We start from the raw sequence: 20,218 nt of genomic DNA, 5'->3' as shown, positions 1-20,218 counted from the left end.
GGCCGGTGCGGCGTCACGCCAGCACCTTCAGGCTTGCACCGTCGGCCTCTTCCCGGCGCAGCGCGTTGAGCAGCTCCGACACGCGGTTGTTGCGGATGGCGGCGCCGTTGCGGCGAAGACGTTGCGCGAGGGCGTCACGGCTGACCGTGCGACCCTCGCGGATCAGCTCGTCGCGGGCCGTGCGGGCAGCGGGCAGCAGCGGGACGAGGTCGGGGGCGAGATCGACACCGTCGTCGTCCTCGTCACCGTGGTCTTCGTTCTCTCCGTCCGGGTCCTGGTCACCGTGGTCTTCGTCCTCGCCGTCCTGGTCTTCGTCGTGGTCCGGTGATAGGTCAGGCCGGTCACCGGGCGGTGGATCCGTTCTAGCTGGCGAGTTGCTGTCCACGGTGACACTCGGCTGCTCGGGCTCGGGTGCAGTGGCAGGCTGATCCACTGGTTCGGCTACCGGCTCGGGGTCGGCTTGTGCCGTCGGGGACGGCGGCGTGGTTGCTGGTGCTGGGAGTGGCGCGGCAGGCATGGGCGTGGCAGGCGTCTCGGCCGCGGTCGTCGTCGTGCCAGCCGGAGCCGGTGGGGGCGGCGGGTCGGGGCGGCCGGAGAGTTCGATCAGGGATATGGAGGCGACGACGATGAGTCCGTCGACCGACAGGGGCAGCAGGTACGGCACCGTCCCGGTCTCGCCGTAGCGGGCGACCACGCCGACCATGTGGTGATAGCTGATCCACGCGGCGATGGCGGCGATGGCGGAGGTCGCGGCGATCCGCAGCACCCCGAGGGTCTTGCGGAGGACGGGAATGCGGGTGACTAGCTCGACGGTGACCAGCAGCGCCAGGGGTGGCCATGCTGCGATGGCCTGCGAGATCAGATTGTCGCGGGCGTGCAGGATGTTGGCGGTGACGGAGGCGGCGACTCCGGCGGTGAGGGTGAGCCGAACGGCCCACCGTGTCCACCGTTGCGGCGACGGGGTCATGAGCGTGCTCCGCTGGTGGCGGCGGGGCGCAGTTGGCGTTCGGCGACCCGGCGGGTGGCCTCGGACGGTTCGGCGTCGCCGAGGTCGGCAAGGCGTTCCTCGAGGCGGCGCAGGGCGCGCCGGACCGCGTCCGGGCGTCCGGCCCGGCCGTGGATCCGCATGACGCGCTGGTACAACTCCTCGTTGACCGGGTCCAACTCCAGCGCGCGTTCCAAAGCGGCAACGGCCTGGTCAGGGTGGTCGGGTTCGAGGATCTCGGCGATGCGGGCGAACACGGACAGGATCTGGTGGCGGTAGGAGTTGGCGTAGTCGGTGATCCAGGTCTGGTCGACGCCGTCGGCGAAGTCCCCGCCATACAGCTCGACCACCTCGCGAAGCAGGGCAAGGGCCTGGAGGTCGTCGTCGGAGGTGTTCGCGGTCTCGATGGCGGTGAGCATCTGCCACAGGTCCACAGCAATGAGCTCCGCGTCGAGGCGGTAGCGGCCGGTCGCCGGGTCGTAGACGACGAACATCGCCTCCGAGTTGCCGGTAGCGGCTCGCAACACCCGCCGGGTGGAGCTGATGTCGGTCCGGATGCGTTTGCCTGCGGTGCCCGGGTCGGTGTCGGGATGCAGGTCGGCGGCGAGCTGGCCAAGGGTGCGCCCGCCCGGGTGCACGGCCAACGAGGCGAGGACGGTGTAGGAGCCGCTGCGCATCCCGGTCGCCACCGGCCCCGCCAGTGTTTCGAGCAGGACCGGGCCGAGGACCCGCAGCCGCACCGGGGCCGCCGCCTCGTGTGCTTGGGCGGGCACCGGCTCCGCCTGTTCGGTAGGAGCCTCGTGCCCGGCCGCGGCCGGGTCGCTCGGGTCCGGGTCGAGGTCGATGTCGTGGCCGGGCTCCGGCCGGGGGGCGGCGTCGGTGAGCATGGCGAGAACGGCGGCGAGGTCGTGCGCCGCGAGGGTGGACAGCCGCGCCAGCCCGGCAGCCTCGCTCCTTGTGGTTCCGTCGGCGGCGATCTCGACGGTGGGCAGGCCGTCGAGTCCGCCGAGGACGACCGGGTGCAGGTGCAGCGCCCGGCGGTGCGTGCCGACCGCGCGCAGGCGGGCGGCGTGCCGGGTGGTGGCCTCGATGAGCAGCACGTACGGCGGCTGCATTTCGGCGTGGTCGGTGCGCTCGTTCAGTGCGGTGACCGTGTCGAGGTTGAAGGTGTCCAGTAGCCGGCGCCGCACGATCATCTCTTCTTCGGCGTGGGTGGTGGCCGCGGTGGCGTCGGAGAGCACGATGAGGCGTTCTCCGTCGTAGCTGGTGCCGTCGGGGTCCAGGCCGACCAGCGGTGCACCGGCGGGCAGGAGCCGGGCGAGGACCTCGGTGGTGGTGACCGCCACCGGCCGCGCCTCGGCGCTCTGCGTGGCGCCGGTGGCGAGCACAGCGGCCAGCACTGCACGGGCGGCCGGTTCAGCGCCGTCACCGGTGAGGGCAAGGCCGGGGCCGGGCAGGTCGAACAGGCTCACCTCGCTTCCGGCGTGGTCGAGGCCGACGGGGGCGGGCACGACCGGTGCGGCGGGCCGGTGCGGCTCCTCGTCGGTGGTTGGGTGGCGGGCACCGACCACGTCGACGGGGGCGAGGATGTCGAGTACCGGCGCAGGCTGCGGGCCGATCCGAGACGGGATGGGATAGATCAGCCGGGCGCGGCGGCGTCGTTGCAGGCGCAGCAGAGAGGCAACGGCGGCGATGAGCGCAGCCAGGCCGAGGCTGACCCAGCCGTCCGAGGGCAGGCTGATCCCCACCTGGCCGTCGTCTGCGCTATCCGAGCCGTTGTCGGGTGCAGCGGGCTCAGCCGCCGGCGGGCGCCCCTCGGTGGGTGTGACGGTTGCCGAGGCGCCCGGCGACGGGGTAGCGCTGACCGTCGGGGAGGCCGGGGTCGCGGTGGCCGGTGGGGTGCTCGGCGTACTCGTCGCCGGGGCGGGGGAGGCGTTCGGGGCAGCGCTTCCCGACGGGGGCTCGGTTACGCCATCGTCGGACGGAGTCGTGTCCGATGGTGGTGTGGGGGTGGCCGAGTTCGGCCGTGCGGGTGTGGTGTCGCGGGCGGGCATGGCGAGGACCCAGCCGACGTGGATCTCGTCGGGGTCGGTCAGGGCGTAGCCGTTGGCCTGCTGATGGCCCCGGTTCAGGGTGTAGATCTCGCGCCAGCGGTGCGGGTCACCAAGCTTGTCGGTGGCGATGTCCCACAGGTTGTCTCCGGCCTTGACGGGGTGGATCCCGCCGGGGGCGTCGCGCGCCCATGAGGGGACGCCGGTGCCATGGTGGGCGGCAGAGGCGAGCCTCGGCATCGCCGTGGCCGCGTCGCGGTGGACGGTGATGGCCGGGCGCGGGCCTATGTGCGCCACCGTCGCGGCCACGGCTGGGGCCGGTGCCCCGACGGTGACGGCGGGGCGGCGCGCGGCGGCGTCAGCAGCAGCGGCGGCGCTGGTGCCGGTGGTGCCGGTGACGGCGCGGGCGGCGTCGAACAGCACCGCGCCGATGATCGCGCCGACCAGCACGGCGGCCACCCAGCGGATCGGGCCGCGCCCGCCGACCGGCGCTCGGAGCTGTCCGCGCCGCGCGGTAGCGGCGTCCGCGCTCGCCTCAATTGTCTCGATGATGACGTGGCGGACGAAGATCAGCCACAGCACCCAGCCGATCGAGGCCAGCATGGCGAGGATCATCTGATCCGACCAGGGATTCGTCACCGCGCCGATCAGGTCGGCCAGCCCGGGGACCTGGGCGGGGTGCGGCCAGCCGACCCAGCTCAGCGGCCACCCGGACGAGGCGGTCAACAGCCACGGCACCCCGGCGGTGAATCCGGCCAGCACGGCTAGTGCAGCCACGGCCCGAAGCAGCCGGCCGACCGTGGCGAAGGCGCGCATCATGCTCGAACCCCCTTGTTGTCGAGAGCGGGTCAGGCGTTCGGGCCGGTGACGCCATGCACAGCGGTTGCGGTCGCAGTAGCGGACACGTGCAGGCCGCTTACGCCGACCAGTTGCAGGATTTGAGTGCGGCTGGTCCGCCGGACGGCGACGGTGACGGTGGTCGCCGTCGCGGAGGCGTCCCCGGAAACTCCGGCCGACGCAAGCCAGGAACGGGCGGTCGACGTGGCGCGGCCGGTGTCCAGGCGGGTGATACCGCTGGTGCGGTAGGCGTACAGGTCGAGCTGCTGGGCTCCGGCACGGGCGGCCGACTGTGCGATGTCGAGGGCCTGCACCTTGGCGGAGATGGCCAGTCCGGCGTCGAGGACCAGCCCGGCCACCGCGAGCAGGGCGACGCTGAGCAGGACCACGAACGGGGTCACCTGCCCGGCGTCTGATCCTCCAGTGCGGTCCTGCAGCCGCCGGGTCACCGTGCGGATGCGTCGCCTCACGGGGCGCCTCCAATCCACTGGTCGATGGGCGAGGTAGCGCTGGACTGGACCACCCGGCTCCCCGGCACGTTCAGCAGCACCAGGTCCGACAGGCGAACTCGGCATGAGACGGTGACGGTGACCGCCCCGCCCGGCCGCAACCCGCCGGTGCTCACGCTTACCTCGGTGGATTGGCACGTCACGCCTTGGGCGGCGAGGCTGGCGCGGGCGGTGCGTTCCGCGCCCGCGACCGCCGCCGCCTGGCTGCGCGCCAGCGACCCGGAGCGGGCGCCGCTACTCGCGGCGGCGTCCGTGTCGATCTGCGCGGACGCCAACCGGCCACACAGCACCACCAGCAACAGCAGCATGATCAGTAGCGGGGTGAGCAGCGCCATTTCGGCGGTGCTGGCTCCGGCGTCGGGTGTCGCGGCCAGCGTCCGCCACCGGGCGGACACGGTGGCTCGAAGTCGAGTCATGACACCGCCCACAAGTGCGTTTCCGGGCATCGGTGACCTTCCTCGGTGTGATCGTGGGCGTGGGCCGCGACGAACGCGGCGAAACTCCACGTCGTCGGATGCGCCGGGCGACTGCTGGGAGCCCGGGGTCGTCATTGGTCGGCTCCGGTCCAGCGCTCGACGGGCCGCACGACCACGGTGGACACCCGCCAGCGGATGCCGGGGACGACTGTTTGGGCGGTCCCTCGGATCTCGACGCGGGCTTCGGTGGCGGTGCGGGTGACCGACACCTGCGGGTTCTTCAGCACGCCGCTGCCGATCGCGGCGAGGGTGTCGGCCCCGGCGCCCTGCCCGGCTCCGGCATTGGATTGGTAGGCGGCGGCGGTGCTCGCTGCCCTGGTCGCTGCGGCCTGGGCGATGTGGGTGGCGTGCATCCACACTCCGGCCTGGATGACGAACATGACGATGAGCAGCAACAAGGGCATGGCGATGACCAGCTCGGCCGTGGCCGCGCCCGCGTCGGGTTGGTCGGCGACGCGCCGCCAGCGAGCGCGTAGCCGCCCGGCCGTGCCGCGCGCTCGGGAGGAGGTGCGCGCGGCATGGCGGTCTCGGAAGGTGGTCATCGTGGGCATGGTTCAGCCGAGGTTGATCGTGTTGGCTTTGCCGGTGACCTTGGTGACGATGATGCTGATCACTGCGATGGCCGCGAGGACGAGCAGGGCGGTGACCAGGACGGCTTCGGTGGAGTAGCCGCCGTCTTTGGTGTCGCGGACCGCCGTCCAGCGGTGCCGGATCTCGGCAGTCAGGTAGCTCAACAGGGCGGACATGACAGGACCTCCGGGATGGGTGAACTGACGGGTTCAGAGGCCGCCGAGGACGGCGGCCAGGGCGGGATAGCCGAGGAAGATCAGGAACCCGGCGAACAGGGCGACGATGGGTAGGCTCATGCGTTCGGTCGCGGCGTTGGCCTCACCTTCGGCGTCTGTGATCCGCCGGTCGCGCATCGCGACCGCGCGGGAGCGCAGTGACGAGCGGACCCGAGCGCCCTCGCTGCCGGCCATACCGACGGTCGCGGCGAGCTGCTGCAACTCCGGCACCGCGAGGCGTTGCCCGAGCAGGGCGAGGGTGTCCCACGGCGGAACCCGGGCCAACCTCGCTTCGGTGAGGGCGTAGCGCAGCTCCGCGTACGCCGGCCCGGATCCCACCGAGGCGGCCTCGTCCAGGGCCTGGTCAACGCCGGATCCTGCGGCGAGGCTGATTACCACCAGATCCAGGAACGAGCTGAGGGCGTCACGAAACGCCATCCGGTGCTGTGCCGCCTCGCTGCGGACCGACAGTTCCGGAGCCAGGAACCCGGCTACGCCAAGGATGAGACTCGCGGCGGCGGGCAGGGTCAACCCGGGGCCTGTCCCGGCGAGGGTCAGCAGCATGGCGAATACCGGCGGGACGAGCAGGCCGAAGACGGTGGCTGTGGCCTGCTCCGCGAGGTGGATATCCACAGGCTTATCCACAGTCGCCAGGTCGCGGCGGGTGCCGGTGGTGGGCAGGCCGAGGCGGCGTAGCCAGCGCACCGCTGGGCGGCCCCACCGTCCGGCCCACCCCGCCCCGGCGGTCTCGGCGTCGACCTGCGCCTGCCGGGTCAGCCCGTACGGGGCGTCGAGGGCCTGATCGAGGCGTGGCGGGCGGGGAAGCCAGCCCACGACGATGAGCCACAGCCCGACGCCGGTGCCGAGGCCGAACACCAAAGATCCGATCACGACCGCACCACCGCCTCCCCGTGCGCGTCACCGGCGACGTTCTGCAGCACCCGCGCGTTGTCGCGGTCACGCATCAGCTTCGCGAGCCAGAAGAACGCGAATCCGAAGCAGCCTCCGGCCGCGAGCAGGACGAGTTGCCCGGTCGCGGTGTCGAACGGTGCCAAGTAGCCCCGGTTGGCCAGAGTGAGGAACGCGGCCATGGCCAGGGTGACCCCGACGATGACCCGGGCACTCGTGCGGTTGCTTTTGCGGCTGGCCGCGATGCGCTGCCGGGAGGCGACCTTCGCCCGCGCGGAGGCGGCCAACTCGCCCAGCACCTCGCCGAGCTGCCCGGCGCTACCCCGCGCGGCCATGAGCAGGCCGGCGACAACGAGGTCGGCGGTCGGGTCGGCCAGCTCGGCGGCGAACGCCCGCAACGCTGCCGTCAGCCGCCAACTGCGCTGCAGGCGGGTAGCCAGCCGGGTCACCTCGTCCCGGATCGGCTCCGGGGATTCGATGGCGCTGGTGGTGATGGCCTGCTCGAGCCCGGCCGCGCCCGACAAGTTGTCCCGTAGCGCCTCGGTCCAGGTGGCGATGGCTTCGATCCGGGCGACCCGCCGGGCGTGGTCACGGTCCGGACCGATGACCGCCGGTAGTACCCAAGCCCCGATAGCGCACAGCACGGCCGCGACCGGCCAGCGGGTCAGCACAGCCGCCAGCACACCCACGGCCACACACACCGCTACCCGGCGGCGGTCGACCGGGCCACGGCCAGAGGTGAACCTCGACAGCCACGACTCGGTGTCGAGGTCCGCGGGCCCGTTGTCACGGCCCGACAACCCGACCGCCACCAGCATCGCCCCGAACGCGGTGCCGAGCCCGAGCATCGCGGCCAGGGGCACCGTCAACGTCACCACGCCCACCCCCAGCCCGGTGCGGCGCGGGCCTCGTCGAACAGGCGCGGGTCGAACCCGGCACTCACCAGAGTGCTCAGCAGGGCGGTCGACGGCGGCGAGGCGGGTACGGCCCGCCCGTCCGGGCCGGGCCGGAAGATCTCGTTCGAGGCCACCGACAGCCCGTCGGCGTCCACGACTTCGCGGACCGAGGTCACCACGCGGCGGCTGTCGGCGGTGAGGCCGAGGTGCACCACCAGGTGCACCGACTCCGCCACCAGCAGGTTCGTGGTCGCAGGGTCAAGGCGCTCCGGGGACTGCGCCGCGTACAGGGCGAGCTTCTTGAACACCCCGGCCGACGACGAGGCGTGGATGGTGCCCAACGATCCGTCGTTGCCCTGACTCATCGCGTTGAGCATCGGGATGACCTCGTGGCCCCGAATCTCACCGACGATGACCCGGTCCGGCGACATCCGCAGACCGGAACGGAACAGCTCACTCATGCCGATGGCGCCTTCGCCTTCGACGTTGGCCTCGCGCGACTGCAACGGCACCACGTCGGGGTGCAGCGCCTTGTCCGCGTTGAGCGCGAGCTCGTAGGTGTCCTCAATGGTCACGATCCGCTCGTGCTGTTCGATATGCGTGGCCAGGGCACGCAGGAGCGTGGTCTTGCCGGCGCCGGTACGGCCAGCGGCGAGGGTGTTCAACCGAGCGCGGACCGCGGCGGCGAACAACTCGCGCAGCACCGAGTTGAGGGTGCCGAGCTGTTCCAGGTCAGCGAGGGTGACCTTGATGTAGTGGTGACGACGGATCGACAACGCCGGGCGCGGGGTGACCGACATGATCGCGTGCAGGCGAGAACCGTCGGGCATCTGCAGCTTCAGGATCGGCGCGGCTCGGTCCCAGCGGCGTTCCTCGCCGCCCTCCCCGCCGGTCTCAGCGCGGCCGGCGTCGGCGGCGAGGCGGCGGATCAACTCCACCATCTCCGCGTCCGTGTCGGCGATCGGGGCGACCTGACGGCGAGTGCCGTCGGTGTAGCGCACGAAGACCTGGTCGCAGCCGTTGGCGTGGATGTCCTCCACCCGCTCGTCGTTGAGCAACGGTTGCAGGCCACCCGCGCCGAGCAGCATGTCCGCCACCGCCCGCCCGACCCGCGACTCCGCATCGGGGCGCAGCGGCGGGCGGCCCGCCCTCATCTCCTCGGCGGCGTACGCGTCCAACGCGGCGGTGATCAGGTCGCGGGTGGTCGCCTGCTGCTCAGCGGCCGACATCACCTCGCCCGTGACACTCTCGTGCGCCCGGGTAGCGCGGGTCAGCCGCTCGGCCACCTCCCGGCGGATGCGACGGACCACGGTGATCTCACTGGCATCCGGGGCCAGCTCGGACGTAAACCCGTCCCGACGGCCCGAGGGCTGCCGAGCTGCGAGAGAGTAGCTCATCAGGCGGCCTCCCCACTGACGGCAGGCTGCGGGCTGATCGGCAGGTCGGCGGCAAGGTCGTTGAGCAGATCGGCGTAGGCGCGCATCAGTGGCAACCGCCGCCATTTCCGTCCGGCAACCAGCTCCCCTGCGAGCACGCCCGCCGCCTTATGGTCGGTCGGCAACGGCCCGAGCACCCCCAGTGACGCGGGGTCGCGGGCCAGTTCCTCGGCCACATGGGTCGACAGCACCTCAGCCACGTCAGCAGCCGGATACACCCCTCCAGCGGCCAGAAGCACCACGAGGCGTCCCGCGCCGACGTCCACCAGCTCAGCCAGCGCCTCGCGCAGATGGGCCAGCTCGTCCGTGCGGGCTCGAGTCATCACCAGGACCACGTCAGCCAGGCGCAGCAGCGGCCACACCGCCGAATCAGGGGTAAGGCGCCCGCAGTCGGCGACGACGAGGCGCTCGGATGTGGTCAACACCGCCCGTCCGGCCCCGGTCAGCTCCGGCAGCGCGGCGCGGGTCTGCGCCCCGCCTGCCGGGGCCACCACCAACGGCACCAATTCCCCGGCCACCATCGCCGTCTGTCGGCTAGCCACGATGGCGGACTCGACGTTCGTGGCGCCTCGCGCCGCAGCCGCCAGATCCACCAGGCTTGGTGCCGCGGCCAGCTCGAGGCGACGCATCAAATCCCCACCCGCAGGGTCGCACTCCAGCACGACCGGCCGCGCGTCGGCCGGGGCGACGGCGGCCAGCCCAAGCGCCGTCGTCGTCGCACCAGGACGCCCCTTGACGTAAGTCACGGCAACGAGCGGCATGTCAGTCACCTCCGGGAGCGGCCTGCATCAGCACCACTCCACCCGCCGGCGCCGCAGCGAGGCGGCCACCGTCGGAGGCGTCCAGCAACAGCGTGATCACGGTCGCGCCCTGACCGTCACCGGCCAAGTCGACCCCGAGCACTACCGCCTGCAGCCGGGTCGAAGCCGACCGCGCCCGGGAGGCGTTCGACGGGGCGGCCTGCCCGTCGCCGCTCGACCCGGCAGCAGAGACGTACACCGCGACCCGCGACCCGTTGGCCAAGCCCTGCGGGTACTGGCCAGGCTTGAGCGCCAGAGAAGCGGCGACCTTCCCGGCGGGCGGGAACCCCGCCTCGCCCACCAACGACGGCGTCAACAACGTCCCCGGCAGCAACGGCACCACCGCCATACGGCCGATCACCTGCTGCGCCTGCCCAGCGGGGATCAGCTGCACCCCCGGGCCCTGCGCCGCCGAAACCTGCCGAAGGTCAGCACCGGTCAAGGCCTGCCCGACCGCGACCGACCGAGCCACAGCCAGTACCTGGACCCGATCACCGAGACGCACCGCACCCCAGGCGTAACCCAGCACACACACGACGACCAACAGGCCGCCCAACGCCACGAACGGCAACCGACGGCGACGGCGGGCCGCCCGCCACGGTCCCCGCCCCGCACGCGGCGCGGCAACCGTCGGACGATCTTCCGGCCCTGATTTTGGGCGCACGGAATCTAGCGCCATGACTAATGTCCTCCCCGACGTGGCGCGCTTCGACAAATGAACTTGCTGGTACTAGCGGCTGACGACCGCCTGAGACTCCTGCACGCGGGTCTGTACGCGACCCGTCGTCTCCAATCCCGGCACCGTGCCGGACTGACCTGCTCCCACCCAGGTGACCTCCCACCTCACCGTGGCAGCAACCGTGTACGCGCCGCCCGATGCGCCCGCCGAAGATCGCCTGTAGACATGACCGCAGTCCGGCGACACAGCCTTCGGATCGGTGCCCGCCGACCACACCGTCCCCGGCCCCTCGCAGGTGCGCGTCGTACCGTCGCCCATCGACCAAGCCACCTGCACCGGCCGCGCCGTCGCGGTCACACTCACTCCGGGCACGGACGCGGTCGCCGACTGCGGCCTCCACGACGCCGGACTGAGGGCCAACCAGATCGGCAAGTTGACGAGCTGATCACCCGGCGGGTTCATGCGAATCGTGACCTCGGGCAACCGCAGCTTCGCCCGCGCCCGCCGGGCAAGGATTTCCGGTGATACCGAAGGAGGAGCTCCCGCGATCCATTCCGGCCCGCCGAAACCGGTTGTCACCTGCCCGTCCTCGCCGTAGCAGACCTTCTGGTACCAGCCGCCCTCCCCAGCGGGCTGACCACCGAGGTTTTCAATCATGGTCGGTGACAGGTCGACCGGCTTGTAGTAGCAGCCGTCCGACCCGGCCCAGCCCCCGTCACGCTCGCACGGGATTACCTTGCCTTCGGGATCGCGGCACTTGCCGTCGCCGCCCCGGCCACCGCTGCCACCACCATTGCCGCCGTTGCCGGGCCGTCCTGGAGTGCCTACACCTACATTGCACTCGGGACGAGGGTCGCCGGTGCTGCACTGGACGCCACCTGTGCCCGGATCGGCGTAGGCCGCAATCGGCGCAGCCACCAGAACGGCTACAGCGATGATCACAACGACAGCCATACGGCGGCCGAGCTTTAGCATGTCCCCTTCTCTCTCAAGATGAAGGAAGCTACCTTCCAGCCGTCGGTGGTGCGCTTGACCGTGGCGGTGGTGCGGTGCTTGCCGCCCGGCACGTCGTTCACGAGTTCTCCGGACGCCTTGTACTTCAACCACTTCTCGTCGTTGACGCAGTCGACGATCGTCGCTTCGGTCGGCACGTCGGTGGGCTTTAGCGCGGTCACCTTTGGATCGGTCAGCAACTCGCCCTTGGTCACCTGCTCGTTGCTGCGGTCGGCGTACAGCGAGCCGGAGATCAGCTTCAGCGCCTGCTCCGAGGCGTACTTGCGCAGGTCCGGTGCCTCTGGATCCGACGATTTCGCCGCCTCCTGAAACGCCTGCCACATGCCGCGGTAGGCGGCAAGGGCATCCCGTTCGCCCGTGGCGCTCGGTGCGAGACTCACCGAAACAGAGGGCGCAGGTCTAGCCGAAGCACCTCCACCTTTGACGCCTTCTGACTGACAGCCTGCCGGCGCCAACGCCAAGACCGCCGTCAACCCGATAACCCCCGCGCGTCGGTGCACGCATCCACCTCCGTCGTCTCCGAATCGATGTTCGCCTTCCGGTGTACCCCACCGCCGACGATCGTGCTACGGCGTTGATATTGCGCAGGAAGATCGACGCAACTTGAGTAGCGCTCTTTGATCAGCGCATTGGGAATTGCGCATTCGGCAGTGCGCATCCCGCCGTTGGGCGGCCAGTCGTCGAACGGCTCCACTTTGGGGTGTCGCGGGTGCGCACAAGATGATCTTGGGTGGAGCGCGCTAGCCGTCGCACGAACAATCTCGTCTTGACGGGTCGGGCCATAGCCCGACCCGTCCCCACGTCGTCCCCCGCGTGGCCTTTCCGCATCTCACTTCGAACGGAGGTTCGCTGAGGTGCACGAAGCGGACATAGCTGACGAAAGGCCGGAAGGCTGAGTTATGGCCATCTCATATGCCTTGACAGGCACTCGGGTCCTTGGTGGACACTGTTCGCTTCCGCGAGATCAGCATTGGGTGATCAGGCGTTCGGCAGGGTGACCCGGCGGGGACCTGCGGCCTGCGACGGGGGGATGGGACGACGGCGTGACGCTTTCACCCGAAGATCTAGTCCGAGAAGTTCTCACTCACAAGTGGCGTGCGCCGATCCTGCGTGTCATCACGAGCGGACCGGCGCGCTATAAGGAGATTCGCACCAGGTTGATCGAGCAGAAAGGCGAATCGCCTGGCGATGGCTCCATCAGCGCAGAGCTTCGCGGTCTGCACGAGCTTGGACTTGTGAGCCGCAAGCATGTGCCAGGCTCCCGCCGACCCGCGTGGATTCTAACTGACCTGGGTTCGATGGCTGTTAATATCGTCGACAACATCGGGCGTCCAGGTAGCGGCGTGTCCGATAAGTCCAACGACGATTCAGGCGATCATGCGAGGGTGGCTTCGGCCGACCAAGGCCCAGCGGGCGGGGTCGCGCCTCACCGAGGTTTGTGGGGGAAGCCAGTGGATGAGTCCAACCGGGTTGCCGCGATCGATCCAGACAAGCCTCACCCGGCGCGGCGATACAACTACTGGCTCGGAGGAAAGGACCACTTCGCCGCCGACCGCGCTTCCGGCGATGAATTCGAGCGCATCCTCGGGCCGGGGGTACGCATCGGGGTCCGAGTCAACCGTGATCTGTTACGTCGAGCGGTGCGATACCTGGCCGCCGAAGAGGGGATACGTCAGTTCCTCGATATCGGCACGGGCCTACCAACCGCAGACAACACTCACGAAGTCGCGCAATCCGTGGCACCCGAGAGTCGCGTCCTATATGTCGATAACGATCCGCTCGTATTGGCGCACGCCCGGGCTCTGCTGACAAGCAGCGCAGAGGGTAAGACTGCCTACGTCGAGGCAGATCTGCGTGATCCGGACGCGATCTTGCAGAATCCGGCATTGGCCGACACGCTGGATCTGACACAGCCAGTAGCGTTGATACTGGTCGCCGTCCTTCACTTCATCCCCGGCCACGGAGCGGCCCAGCCTATTGTCCGACGTCTGATGGACACACTCCCGGCAGGTAGCTTTCTGGTCGTCACGCACGCCACGACCGATTTCGTCCCTCCGGAGATAGCGGCGGCACATCAGAAGATGTACGACGAGGGCCGGTCCGACATCTGGGCACGCGACAAGAAGGAGGTCACTGCCCTGTTCGAAGGCTTGGAACTCATCGAGCCGGGGATCGTCCCGAACAGTGAATGGCGGCCTGAGCCTGACGCTCCGGAAGTCGACCTTCGGCACGTGGCCGGATGGACCGGCGTCGGGCGCAAAGGAACCTCCTGACCGAGCGGAAGCTAACGCTCGCCTTCCCCCGGAGCACGACCTCGTGGCAGACCAACAGGATGAACAAAGCCCCGGACTATCGGGTGACGACCGGTGGCTCCGGTCTCGTCGAGCTGTCGGAACTCGAGCGTTGGACTTCCCGGCACCGCAACTCCGACGAGCGTTGACACGGCACCACGAGTGAGCTGCCTGGCCGTCAGCGCCGGCGTAGCGGGCGCAATCGCCGGAGTCCCTATGGCCGCAATCGCGTTCGCCACGCCACGGGAAGGCCGCTTACGTTTACCTCCGGGATGGTGGCGTGCGGCGTCCACGCGACCTGCCGCAGTTGCTGCCACCGTAACGCTCACCGGCGCAGGGACCGTGTCCGTCGTCGCCATGCTGCCAAACTCACCGGCTCTACCCGCGTACTGGCTCTTCGCCGTCGTGGGAGTCGGTCTGGCCATCATCGACGTACGTTGCCAGCGGCTGCCCTACGTGTTATCCGGAACGTTGTTGATCATGAACGTCAGTGCCTTCAGTGTGACTGCGGCAAGCGCGGGGGACGTCAGCCCCCTATTGCGCGCGGTGGTCGCCGGTGTTGCAACTGCCACAGCCATGTTGATGATCGCGCTTCTGCTTCCAGGCCAGCTCGGCCTTGGTGACGTGGTGCTCGCGGGTGTGATTGCCACCAGCCTCGGCCCGCTGGGCTGGCAAGCCGTTCTTCACGGCGTCGTCAGCGGCTTCGTGGCGCAGGCCGTCGTGACGCTCGCCCTCCGAAGTAGGCGGAGGGACGCCTATCCGATGGGACCGGCCCTGATCGCTGGCTGGTTAACCGCTATTCTGCTGCACTCTATGTAGGTGGCATGACGACCACACCCCAAGCATCCCCCACCAGTGACGAAACATTCGGACGCGCGCCGCACTCTGCACCCCGGGAGTGCTCCGAGACGGCCAGATGGAACCTAGACAAGTCCCGTCGTTCCATATAAGAAAGCAATTTTCGGGTTCTCGGCCACCGCCGCCCTTACCGAAGGGCCGTGGCTAACTCTTAATGATTGTCGGCTTAGGACCCGAGCGCTTCGGCAATTGCCTCTTCCGGTGTACCCACATGGCGGATGCCGGGTACCGCCGTGCCGTCCGCTTCGACGACCCGCCAGCCGCCAAGCGCTATCACTGGCACGTCACCACGGCGCATGGCCAGGGCCACCTCGCTGAGTGTGCCCCAAGAGCCCCCGATGCTAATCACCACGTCCGCGCTCCAGACGATGATGGCATTTCGTGCCTCGCCCATGTTTGTCACGATGGTGGCCGACAGGTCAGCTGACGCGCCCTCCTTGGTGCCATTCGGCCGTATGCCGATGACCAGGCCGCCCTTCGCGCGTGCGCCGGCTGCTACTGCGGCCATGACGCCCACTCCACCACCGCAGACAGTCACGGCACCTCGCTCTGCAAGTAGTTCCCCCACGCGCCGAGCATTTTGAGCATCCTCTTCCGTGCAGTACCGAGGTCCACACACAGCTACTTGAAGAGCCACGTTTCGATGCCTCCATAGGGCAGTGGTCAGTTGGGCAGGGCTGGCACGTCGCGGGTGGCGGTATAGGCACAGAATAGGTGGATCCGCTCACGCAGCTCAGCGCCAAGTGCGACCTGGGCGAATCGTTGGCTAGCAAGTGCACGATCCGTTGTTTTCACGCGCTCCACCACGGGGAGTGTTCGGCTCTCAGTCGGCAGCGCGAAGACAGGCAGTAGATGCTGCCCTGCGCCATCGAGATCATCCAACGCCAAGTGTGCCGCTACAAGGTCAAGTTGAGCTGCGGCGAAAAACTCAGGCGATCGGTCACTATCGGGTTGAGCTTCGAACAGGTCTAGGGCGTCCTGGGCGTGTGACGCGGCTTGCTGGAAGTTGCTTTTACCGCCAAGCGCTAGGCACACCTCACTGGCGTAGTACGCAGCCTTGCCAGCGGGGAAGTGAAAAACGCCACCCGGCCCATCCCCGCCTATTCCGAGGTGCGACCGAGCCGCTTGGGCTGTGGCGAGTGCCCTACTGGCCTCACCGTGGTCCGCTGCTGCGGCATATGCGCGCGCCTCCTGGCTCGCAAGGCGAAGCAGGCTCGTACCTGTGGTGGCATAGCGCTGTCCATTATGGGCTAGTTCGGCGGCTCGCCGGTACTGACCGTTCCAGTAAGCGACGTTCGATTGAACCCATCGGACATAAGCACGGAGGGGGTCGTCCTCGGCTAGATCCGCACAGAGCCAAGCCGTGCGGGTGTGGGTGTCGGCGGCATACGCCTGCCCGAGATCCGAGGAAGCGTGTCCGAGCAGGGCGCACAGTTGGCCCGCGACTCTATAAAGACCCGGCAGAACCGTGGGTCTTTGACGTTCATCAAGCAGCTCGAACACCTCCGCTCTCAGTTCCGAGAGAGGGCGGAACATCACGAAAGGCGGCCGGACTAGATAGTCGTGCGCCATCCGGCCTACGTCGGCGTCCAGTTGGTCGAGGACATCTTGGTCTACAGCACCGCGCGCCTGTCGCACGAAGCGTGCGGACTCCTCCGCAGCCATTGCGATCTCCTCGGTCAGCGTACCGTCAGTGGTCTGGCGCACCTCTTCGATGTGCACGCTTTCAGACGGTACGTCGCGCGGAGCAGTCAGTGTCCCGAAAGTCGACGGCATCACAGAGTTATGCCCTGATTGTTCCGTTTTGTCTTGGGAGCGGGCGGCATTGCTAGTAGCGAAGAGCTGAGCGGCAGCCAAGCCTGGAAAGAGGCCCTCGAGGATTCGGCATGCGTCCGGATGGGGCAAGGTCTTCAGTTCACCGGCTTGCCAGCGGGCGAGCTGCGAGCGGCTTGGGTACGAGCCGACAAGGTCACCGTCGATTTTGCGCGCGACTCTGTCCCACTCCTTGCAAAAGGTGGCGTACTTCTGCCAGTGCCGCTCTCGCAACAGCGCCTTCAGCAAATTCGGTGCCTTGGTCACGGTATCCGTCCTTTGGCCGCCCTCGTCCGGTGTCCACAGCGTAACGGCGCCGTAGCTCATCGGTCGCCGTCGACAGCCCTCATGCGCAAGGTGCCACACAAACGCGACAAGAGCGCGACAGTAACGCGGTGGCCGCGACTAAGGCGCAGTCGAAAGGAAGCGCAGTGTCGATCCACTGTGTGATGACGCGGCTACGTCGCCGTTCCACTGCTGTCCACGGTTTGCAAGTTGGGTCGAGTCTGTGTCAGTCCCAACGGCCGACTGCAGCCGCGTTGGTGGGTTCACGAAGGTAGAGACATCGAGGAGATCCCATGCTGACTTCATCTGCGGCGTTGGTCGTTCGTGATGCCACCGTCCGGGACGCGTTCGAGGTGACTCAAACGCTCGTTGCCGCGCTCACGGATAGTCGGTTGGGTAGCTGGCTCGGAATGGACGACGGATCTCTCTCGGGCAGTCTGCTGCCGTGGGTCGCTGCGGTGGTAACTCAGGCGACGGACTCTGGCATCGTGCGAGTGGTCGAGGAAAACGGGCGCGTTGTCGCTGCTGCCCTATGGTCGTTGGAGACGGCTAGGCCGGTCGGCGTGAGGCGTGCCTTCTGGCCTGTAAACAACGCTCAACCGGACGTGCGGAGTCGGTGGAAGCTGCTGGAAGAGGTGGCTCAGACCCGCCGGCCGCTGCATCCGGCGCATCAGCGCCTTGCGCTGCTCGGTGTTCACCCGGATCGGCAGGGCGAGGGTTTGAGCAATTACCTGCTTATTGGCCATCACGCGCTGTTGGATGTCATGGGCGTTGCGGCGTACGCGCTGGCCGACGAGTCGAGCCGCGGGTTGTTGTCGCGGCACGGCTACACGGCAGTCGGTGAATCACGTTTGCTGCCGGGGCGGATGCCTGTGTGGGCAATGTGGCGTCCCCCGGCGCCTGCCGATCGCGGATGAAGACTCCTCGGTGCCTGTTCTGGCCGGATGAGGCGAGTGCGGGCCTGGCAGGCAGGAGTCCAGTTGTGCATCGGGCCGCGACGTTACTGAAACGCATCGGATGCGGGCGGGACTCGAGCCTGCTGTCAGCGCCGCGATCGTCCAGGCGCCCTGGCTCGCATCTTGCCTCTCGTTTGCTAACTCGGTTGCTTTGTAGAAGGGGTTGGTCATGCCGTCAGCGGAGCCGATGAGGCTCACCGATGATTTGTGGCTCACGGCGTACGACAGCGTGAGCGGTAGGCCACGCATTGGTGCTTGGCCGTTAGGGGTGGGGCTGGCGGCGGGTTTGATCGCTGAGCTGATCGGCGGCCGGTTCGTGGACTTGCGTGAGGGGGAGTTGTTCCGCACCGGGGCCGAACCGCCGGATGATCCGGCGTTGGGTCCGGTGCTGGTCAAGATGCAGGCCGAGGAACAGGACCGGGCGGTTCCGGCCTCGTCGGCGATGGCGAGCAGGCATGCGTGGGCGTTGGGGCAGCCGACGGTGAGCGGTGAGGGCTCGGTGTGGCCGCCGCGGCAGCGAGACAACCGAGACGCCGGATGGCGGGACTCGGACGAGTCTCTGGCATGGCCGGCGACGCTGCGCACGCAGCAGCGGTACGAACCAGACACTCGGCATCGCCAGCGTGGCCATGAGCTGCGGATGTGGCTGTCGTATCTGGCGTATGAGGGCCGAGCGGAGCAACGGGTCCTTGATCGGCTGACCCGGACGGGTCTGGTTCGTAGAGAGGAACGCCGCCGGTTGCTGGGCGGTAGGTCGGTGCGGTTCGAGCCGTGCGACTCGGTGGCCGCCGGGAATCCGGCGAACAAAGTGTGCATCGACGTGCAGGGCCGGCGCCGTCTGACCGACACGCAGGTGCTGCTCGCAGGTCTATACCTGGCGACGGGCTTGCACCACCATGCCCTCGCCACCCTGAGCCCGAACGAATGGTCGTGGCTGGCCGACGAACTAGGCCGCCGCCTGGACGACACCTGGCGGGAACTGCTGCAGGCTGCCGACTCCGCTGTTGGTGAGGCCGCCATGCGCTGACCCCGCCCGAAGGAGTCACCCACCGATTCCGTGGCGGTACAGCCCGCTGCGCTGCTCCGCCCATCCCTGTGTTGGCCGGCCCCCCCTTTTCATCCCCTCGTTTGTGCAGGAGGACCTCGTAGTGCCCGTCACCTCCACCCCTGTTTCCGCGCAGGGCAGCGTGTCGCACGCGCTGGCCCGGAACCGGCTCGGCCCGTTCGCGATCGGATCGGCGATCGCCTCGTCGGTGGCGCCGCTGACCGTCATCACCCTGGTCGTACCGCTCGCGCTCGCCGCGACCGGCCTGATCGGTTTCCCGATCGCGATCCTCGCCGTCGCCGCCATCCTGATGATCTACGCGGTCGGCTATCTCGCGATGGCCCGGCACATCCCGAACGCCGGAGCCTTCTACGCCTACGTCGCTCACGGCCTCGGCCGCCCAGCAGGTGTGGGAGCGTCCTGGTTCGCGCTGCTGACATACAACAGTTTCCAGCTGTGTTGCTACGGCGCTTTCAGCGCTGCCATCGGCGCCCCTTTGCTCAGCGAGTGGACCGGTCTGCAGATCCACTGGCTCATCCCGGCGTTGCTGGCCTGGGCGCTGGTCGCGGTCCTCGGCGCGAACGAGGTCAAGCTCTCCGGTCACATCCTGGTGCTGCTGGTCATCGCCGAGACGATTCTGGTTGTCGTCAACAGCATGGCGATCATGCTGACCCCTGGGTTCGCGTTCAATGTCGCAGCAGTGTCAGTCAGCGAACTGTCCGGGCCAACCCTGGGTGTGCTGATCGTGCTCGGCGCGACCTCGTTCGCCGGGATCGAACAGTCCGTGGTGTACATCGAGGAAAGCAAAAACCCGAAACGGACCATCCCGGTAGCCACCTACGTCACGATCGCCATCATCGCCGCGGTGTACGCACTGGCCTCGTGGGTGCAGATCTCCGCCGCCGGCCCGAACCCGGTCGAGACCGCGGAGAAGCAAGGCCCGGAACTGTTCTTCAACCAGGCCGCCGTCGTGCTCGGCCAAGGCTCCATCACCATCGGCAAGATCCTGCTCGGCACCGGCACGTTCGCAGCAGCGCTGGCGTTCCACAACGCCATCACCCGCTACACCTTCGCCCTGGGCCGCGAAGGTGTCCTGCCCCGGCTGTTCGGCCGGACCACGGCCAGAAACGCACCCCGCAACGCCTCGTTCGCCCAAACCGCGCTTGCGTTCGTGGTGCTGATCGTGTTCGCGGTGGCCGGCTGGGACCCGCTCATCCAGTTGTTCTACTGGGGCTCCACCACCGGAGGCCTCGGCGTGTTGCTGCTCTACACCCTGACCAGCGTCGCCGTGCTCGCCTTCTTCGCCCGCAACTCCCGCGGCGAAAACCTGTGGCAACGCCTGATCGCCCCGCTGATCGCCTCAGCCGTGCTGCTGGTCGTCTCGGTCCTGTCGCTGAACAACCTGGCCCTGCAATACGGCGTGGATCCCGGCACCGGCCCGGCCCGGATCGTGCCCCTCGCCATCCTGACCATCTTCGCCGCCGGGACCTGCTGGGGACTGATCCTCAAACGCCGCAAGCCTGAGGTCTACCAGGGCATCGGCCGCGGCACCCGCAGCACCACCGCCGCAACGGGCCTGTCCGCCATCCTCTGA

General features: G+C 68.6%; 21 protein-coding genes. 5 read left to right on the top strand and 16 right to left on the bottom strand.

The window, feature by feature from the left end:
- Positions 1–13: 13 nt before the first annotated feature.
- The 14 genes from KXC43_RS23850 to KXC43_RS23785 form a co-directional block, all read right to left on the bottom strand.
- Positions 14–967 (bottom strand): DUF2637 domain-containing protein, encoded by a 954-nt coding sequence (locus KXC43_RS23850; protein ID WP_221378333.1) that lies wholly within the window; start codon positions 965–967, stop codon positions 14–16.
- The gene (locus KXC43_RS23845) at positions 964–3,855 is read right to left on the bottom strand and encodes a BTAD domain-containing putative transcriptional regulator (RefSeq protein ID WP_221378332.1); all 2,892 of its coding nucleotides are present in this window, start codon (positions 3,853–3,855) and stop codon (positions 964–966) included. Before KXC43_RS23845 ends, KXC43_RS23850 begins: the two co-directional genes overlap by 4 nt.
- A 29-nt stretch (positions 3,856–3,884) precedes the next feature.
- A complete protein-coding gene (locus KXC43_RS23840) occupies positions 3,885–4,274 on the bottom strand; it encodes a pilus assembly protein TadG-related protein (protein WP_221378374.1) in 390 nt (129 codons plus the stop codon).
- A 65-nt stretch (positions 4,275–4,339) separates the two neighbouring features.
- Positions 4,340–4,798, bottom strand: coding sequence for a TadE/TadG family type IV pilus assembly protein (locus KXC43_RS23835; protein WP_221378331.1), 459 nt, complete (start codon positions 4,796–4,798; stop codon positions 4,340–4,342).
- A 131-nt stretch (positions 4,799–4,929) separates the two neighbouring features.
- The gene (locus tag KXC43_RS23830; protein WP_221378330.1) at positions 4,930–5,409 is read right to left on the bottom strand and encodes a TadE family protein; all 480 of its coding nucleotides are present in this window, start codon (positions 5,407–5,409) and stop codon (positions 4,930–4,932) included.
- A gap of 3 nt (positions 5,410–5,412) precedes the next feature.
- Entirely contained in the window at positions 5,413–5,604 is a 192-nt protein-coding gene (locus KXC43_RS23825) for a hypothetical protein (protein ID WP_221378329.1), read from the bottom strand.
- A 33-nt stretch (positions 5,605–5,637) separates the two neighbouring features.
- The gene (locus KXC43_RS23820; protein WP_221378328.1) at positions 5,638–6,534 is read right to left on the bottom strand and encodes a type II secretion system F family protein; all 897 of its coding nucleotides are present in this window, start codon (positions 6,532–6,534) and stop codon (positions 5,638–5,640) included.
- Positions 6,531–7,436 carry a type II secretion system F family protein gene (locus KXC43_RS23815; RefSeq protein ID WP_221378327.1) on the bottom strand — a complete coding sequence of 302 codons (906 nt, stop codon included), beginning with the start codon at positions 7,434–7,436 and terminating at the stop codon, positions 6,531–6,533. Before KXC43_RS23815 ends, KXC43_RS23820 begins: the two co-directional genes overlap by 4 nt.
- Positions 7,424–8,845, bottom strand: a complete 1,422-nt coding sequence (locus tag KXC43_RS23810) for a TadA family conjugal transfer-associated ATPase (RefSeq protein WP_221378326.1) — start codon at positions 8,843–8,845, stop codon at positions 7,424–7,426. The genes KXC43_RS23815 and KXC43_RS23810 overlap by 13 nt, the downstream gene beginning before the upstream one ends.
- Positions 8,845–9,645: a CpaE-like family protein gene (locus KXC43_RS23805; protein WP_221378325.1), complete on the bottom strand. Its 801-nt coding sequence runs from the start codon at positions 9,643–9,645 to the stop codon at positions 8,845–8,847. The genes KXC43_RS23810 and KXC43_RS23805 overlap by 1 nt, the downstream gene beginning before the upstream one ends.
- A 1-nt stretch (position 9,646) precedes the next feature.
- Positions 9,647–10,246 carry an SAF domain-containing protein gene (locus KXC43_RS23800; RefSeq protein WP_221378324.1) on the bottom strand — a complete coding sequence of 200 codons (600 nt, stop codon included), beginning with the start codon at positions 10,244–10,246 and terminating at the stop codon, positions 9,647–9,649.
- A 168-nt stretch (positions 10,247–10,414) separates the two neighbouring features.
- Positions 10,415–11,338, bottom strand: a complete 924-nt coding sequence (locus KXC43_RS23795) for a hypothetical protein (RefSeq protein WP_221378323.1) — start codon at positions 11,336–11,338, stop codon at positions 10,415–10,417.
- A complete protein-coding gene (locus tag KXC43_RS23790; protein WP_308129220.1) occupies positions 11,332–11,757 on the bottom strand; it encodes a hypothetical protein in 426 nt (141 codons plus the stop codon). Before KXC43_RS23790 ends, KXC43_RS23795 begins: the two co-directional genes overlap by 7 nt.
- An 89-nt stretch (positions 11,758–11,846) precedes the next feature.
- Complete coding sequence (locus KXC43_RS23785) at positions 11,847–12,071, bottom strand: hypothetical protein (RefSeq protein WP_221378322.1); 225 nt, start codon at positions 12,069–12,071, stop codon at positions 11,847–11,849.
- A gap of 349 nt (positions 12,072–12,420) precedes the next feature.
- Here KXC43_RS23785 and KXC43_RS23780 point away from each other — a divergent pair, with 349 nt between their 5' ends.
- Together KXC43_RS23780 and KXC43_RS23775 are read left to right on the top strand one after the other, a co-directional pair.
- The gene (locus tag KXC43_RS23780; protein ID WP_308129219.1) at positions 12,421–13,650 is read left to right on the top strand and encodes an SAM-dependent methyltransferase; all 1,230 of its coding nucleotides are present in this window, start codon (positions 12,421–12,423) and stop codon (positions 13,648–13,650) included.
- A gap of 360 nt (positions 13,651–14,010) precedes the next feature.
- Positions 14,011–14,487: a prepilin peptidase gene (locus KXC43_RS23775; protein ID WP_308129218.1), complete on the top strand. Its 477-nt coding sequence runs from the start codon at positions 14,011–14,013 to the stop codon at positions 14,485–14,487.
- Positions 14,488–14,692: 205 nt separating this feature from the next.
- Here KXC43_RS23775 and KXC43_RS23770 read toward each other — a convergent pair whose 3' ends face one another.
- Both KXC43_RS23770 and KXC43_RS23765 read right to left on the bottom strand, forming a co-directional pair.
- Positions 14,693–15,145: an SLOG cluster 4 domain-containing protein gene (locus KXC43_RS23770; protein WP_308129224.1), complete on the bottom strand. Its 453-nt coding sequence runs from the start codon at positions 15,143–15,145 to the stop codon at positions 14,693–14,695.
- A 44-nt stretch (positions 15,146–15,189) separates the two neighbouring features.
- Positions 15,190–16,605, bottom strand: a complete 1,416-nt coding sequence (locus KXC43_RS23765; protein WP_221378319.1) for an NsdA family TPR-like regulatory protein — start codon at positions 16,603–16,605, stop codon at positions 15,190–15,192.
- A gap of 311 nt (positions 16,606–16,916) precedes the next feature.
- On the opposite strand from KXC43_RS23765, the gene KXC43_RS23760 reads away from it, so the two are divergent.
- The 3 genes from KXC43_RS23760 (at position 16,917) to KXC43_RS23750 (ending at position 20,218) form a co-directional block, all read left to right on the top strand.
- Positions 16,917–17,540 (top strand): hypothetical protein, encoded by a 624-nt coding sequence (locus KXC43_RS23760; protein ID WP_221378318.1) that lies wholly within the window; start codon positions 16,917–16,919, stop codon positions 17,538–17,540.
- Between the two features lie 244 nt (positions 17,541–17,784).
- On the top strand, positions 17,785–18,606 hold the full coding sequence (locus KXC43_RS23755; protein WP_221378317.1) for a GPP34 family phosphoprotein: 822 nt from the start codon (positions 17,785–17,787) through the stop codon (positions 18,604–18,606).
- Between the two features lie 121 nt (positions 18,607–18,727).
- Positions 18,728–20,218, top strand: a complete 1,491-nt coding sequence (locus KXC43_RS23750; RefSeq protein ID WP_308129217.1) for an APC family permease — start codon at positions 18,728–18,730, stop codon at positions 20,216–20,218.

The organism is Paractinoplanes polyasparticus, from assembly GCF_019710575.1.
GTDB classification, from domain to species: Bacteria; Actinomycetota; Actinomycetes; order Mycobacteriales; family Micromonosporaceae; genus Actinoplanes; species Actinoplanes polyasparticus.
Note: the sequence above shows the minus strand (reverse complement) of the source record. Positions and strands in the feature narration are given on the sequence as shown.

What these genes read in the sequence shown, in the direction of transcription:
- KXC43_RS23830 (WP_221378330.1), bottom strand. Translation starts at nt 5,409, where the DNA reads ATGCCCACGATGACCACCTTCCGAGACCGCCATGCCGCGCGCACCTCC.
- KXC43_RS23810 (WP_221378326.1), bottom strand. Translation starts at nt 8,845, where the DNA reads ATGAGCTACTCTCTCGCAGCTCGGCAGCCCTCGGGCCGTCGGGACGGG.
- KXC43_RS23835 (WP_221378331.1), bottom strand. Translation starts at nt 4,798, where the DNA reads ATGACTCGACTTCGAGCCACCGTGTCCGCCCGGTGGCGGACGCTGGCC.
- KXC43_RS23795 (WP_221378323.1), bottom strand. Translation starts at nt 11,338, where the DNA reads ATGCTAAAGCTCGGCCGCCGTATGGCTGTCGTTGTGATCATCGCTGTA.
- KXC43_RS23825 (WP_221378329.1), bottom strand. Translation starts at nt 5,604, where the DNA reads ATGTCCGCCCTGTTGAGCTACCTGACTGCCGAGATCCGGCACCGCTGG.
- KXC43_RS23760 (WP_221378318.1), top strand. Translation starts at nt 16,917, where the DNA reads ATGCTGACTTCATCTGCGGCGTTGGTCGTTCGTGATGCCACCGTCCGG.
- KXC43_RS23850 (WP_221378333.1), bottom strand. Translation starts at nt 967, where the DNA reads ATGACCCCGTCGCCGCAACGGTGGACACGGTGGGCCGTTCGGCTCACC.
- KXC43_RS23845 (WP_221378332.1), bottom strand. Translation starts at nt 3,855, where the DNA reads ATGATGCGCGCCTTCGCCACGGTCGGCCGGCTGCTTCGGGCCGTGGCT.
- KXC43_RS23805 (WP_221378325.1), bottom strand. Translation starts at nt 9,645, where the DNA reads ATGCCGCTCGTTGCCGTGACTTACGTCAAGGGGCGTCCTGGTGCGACG.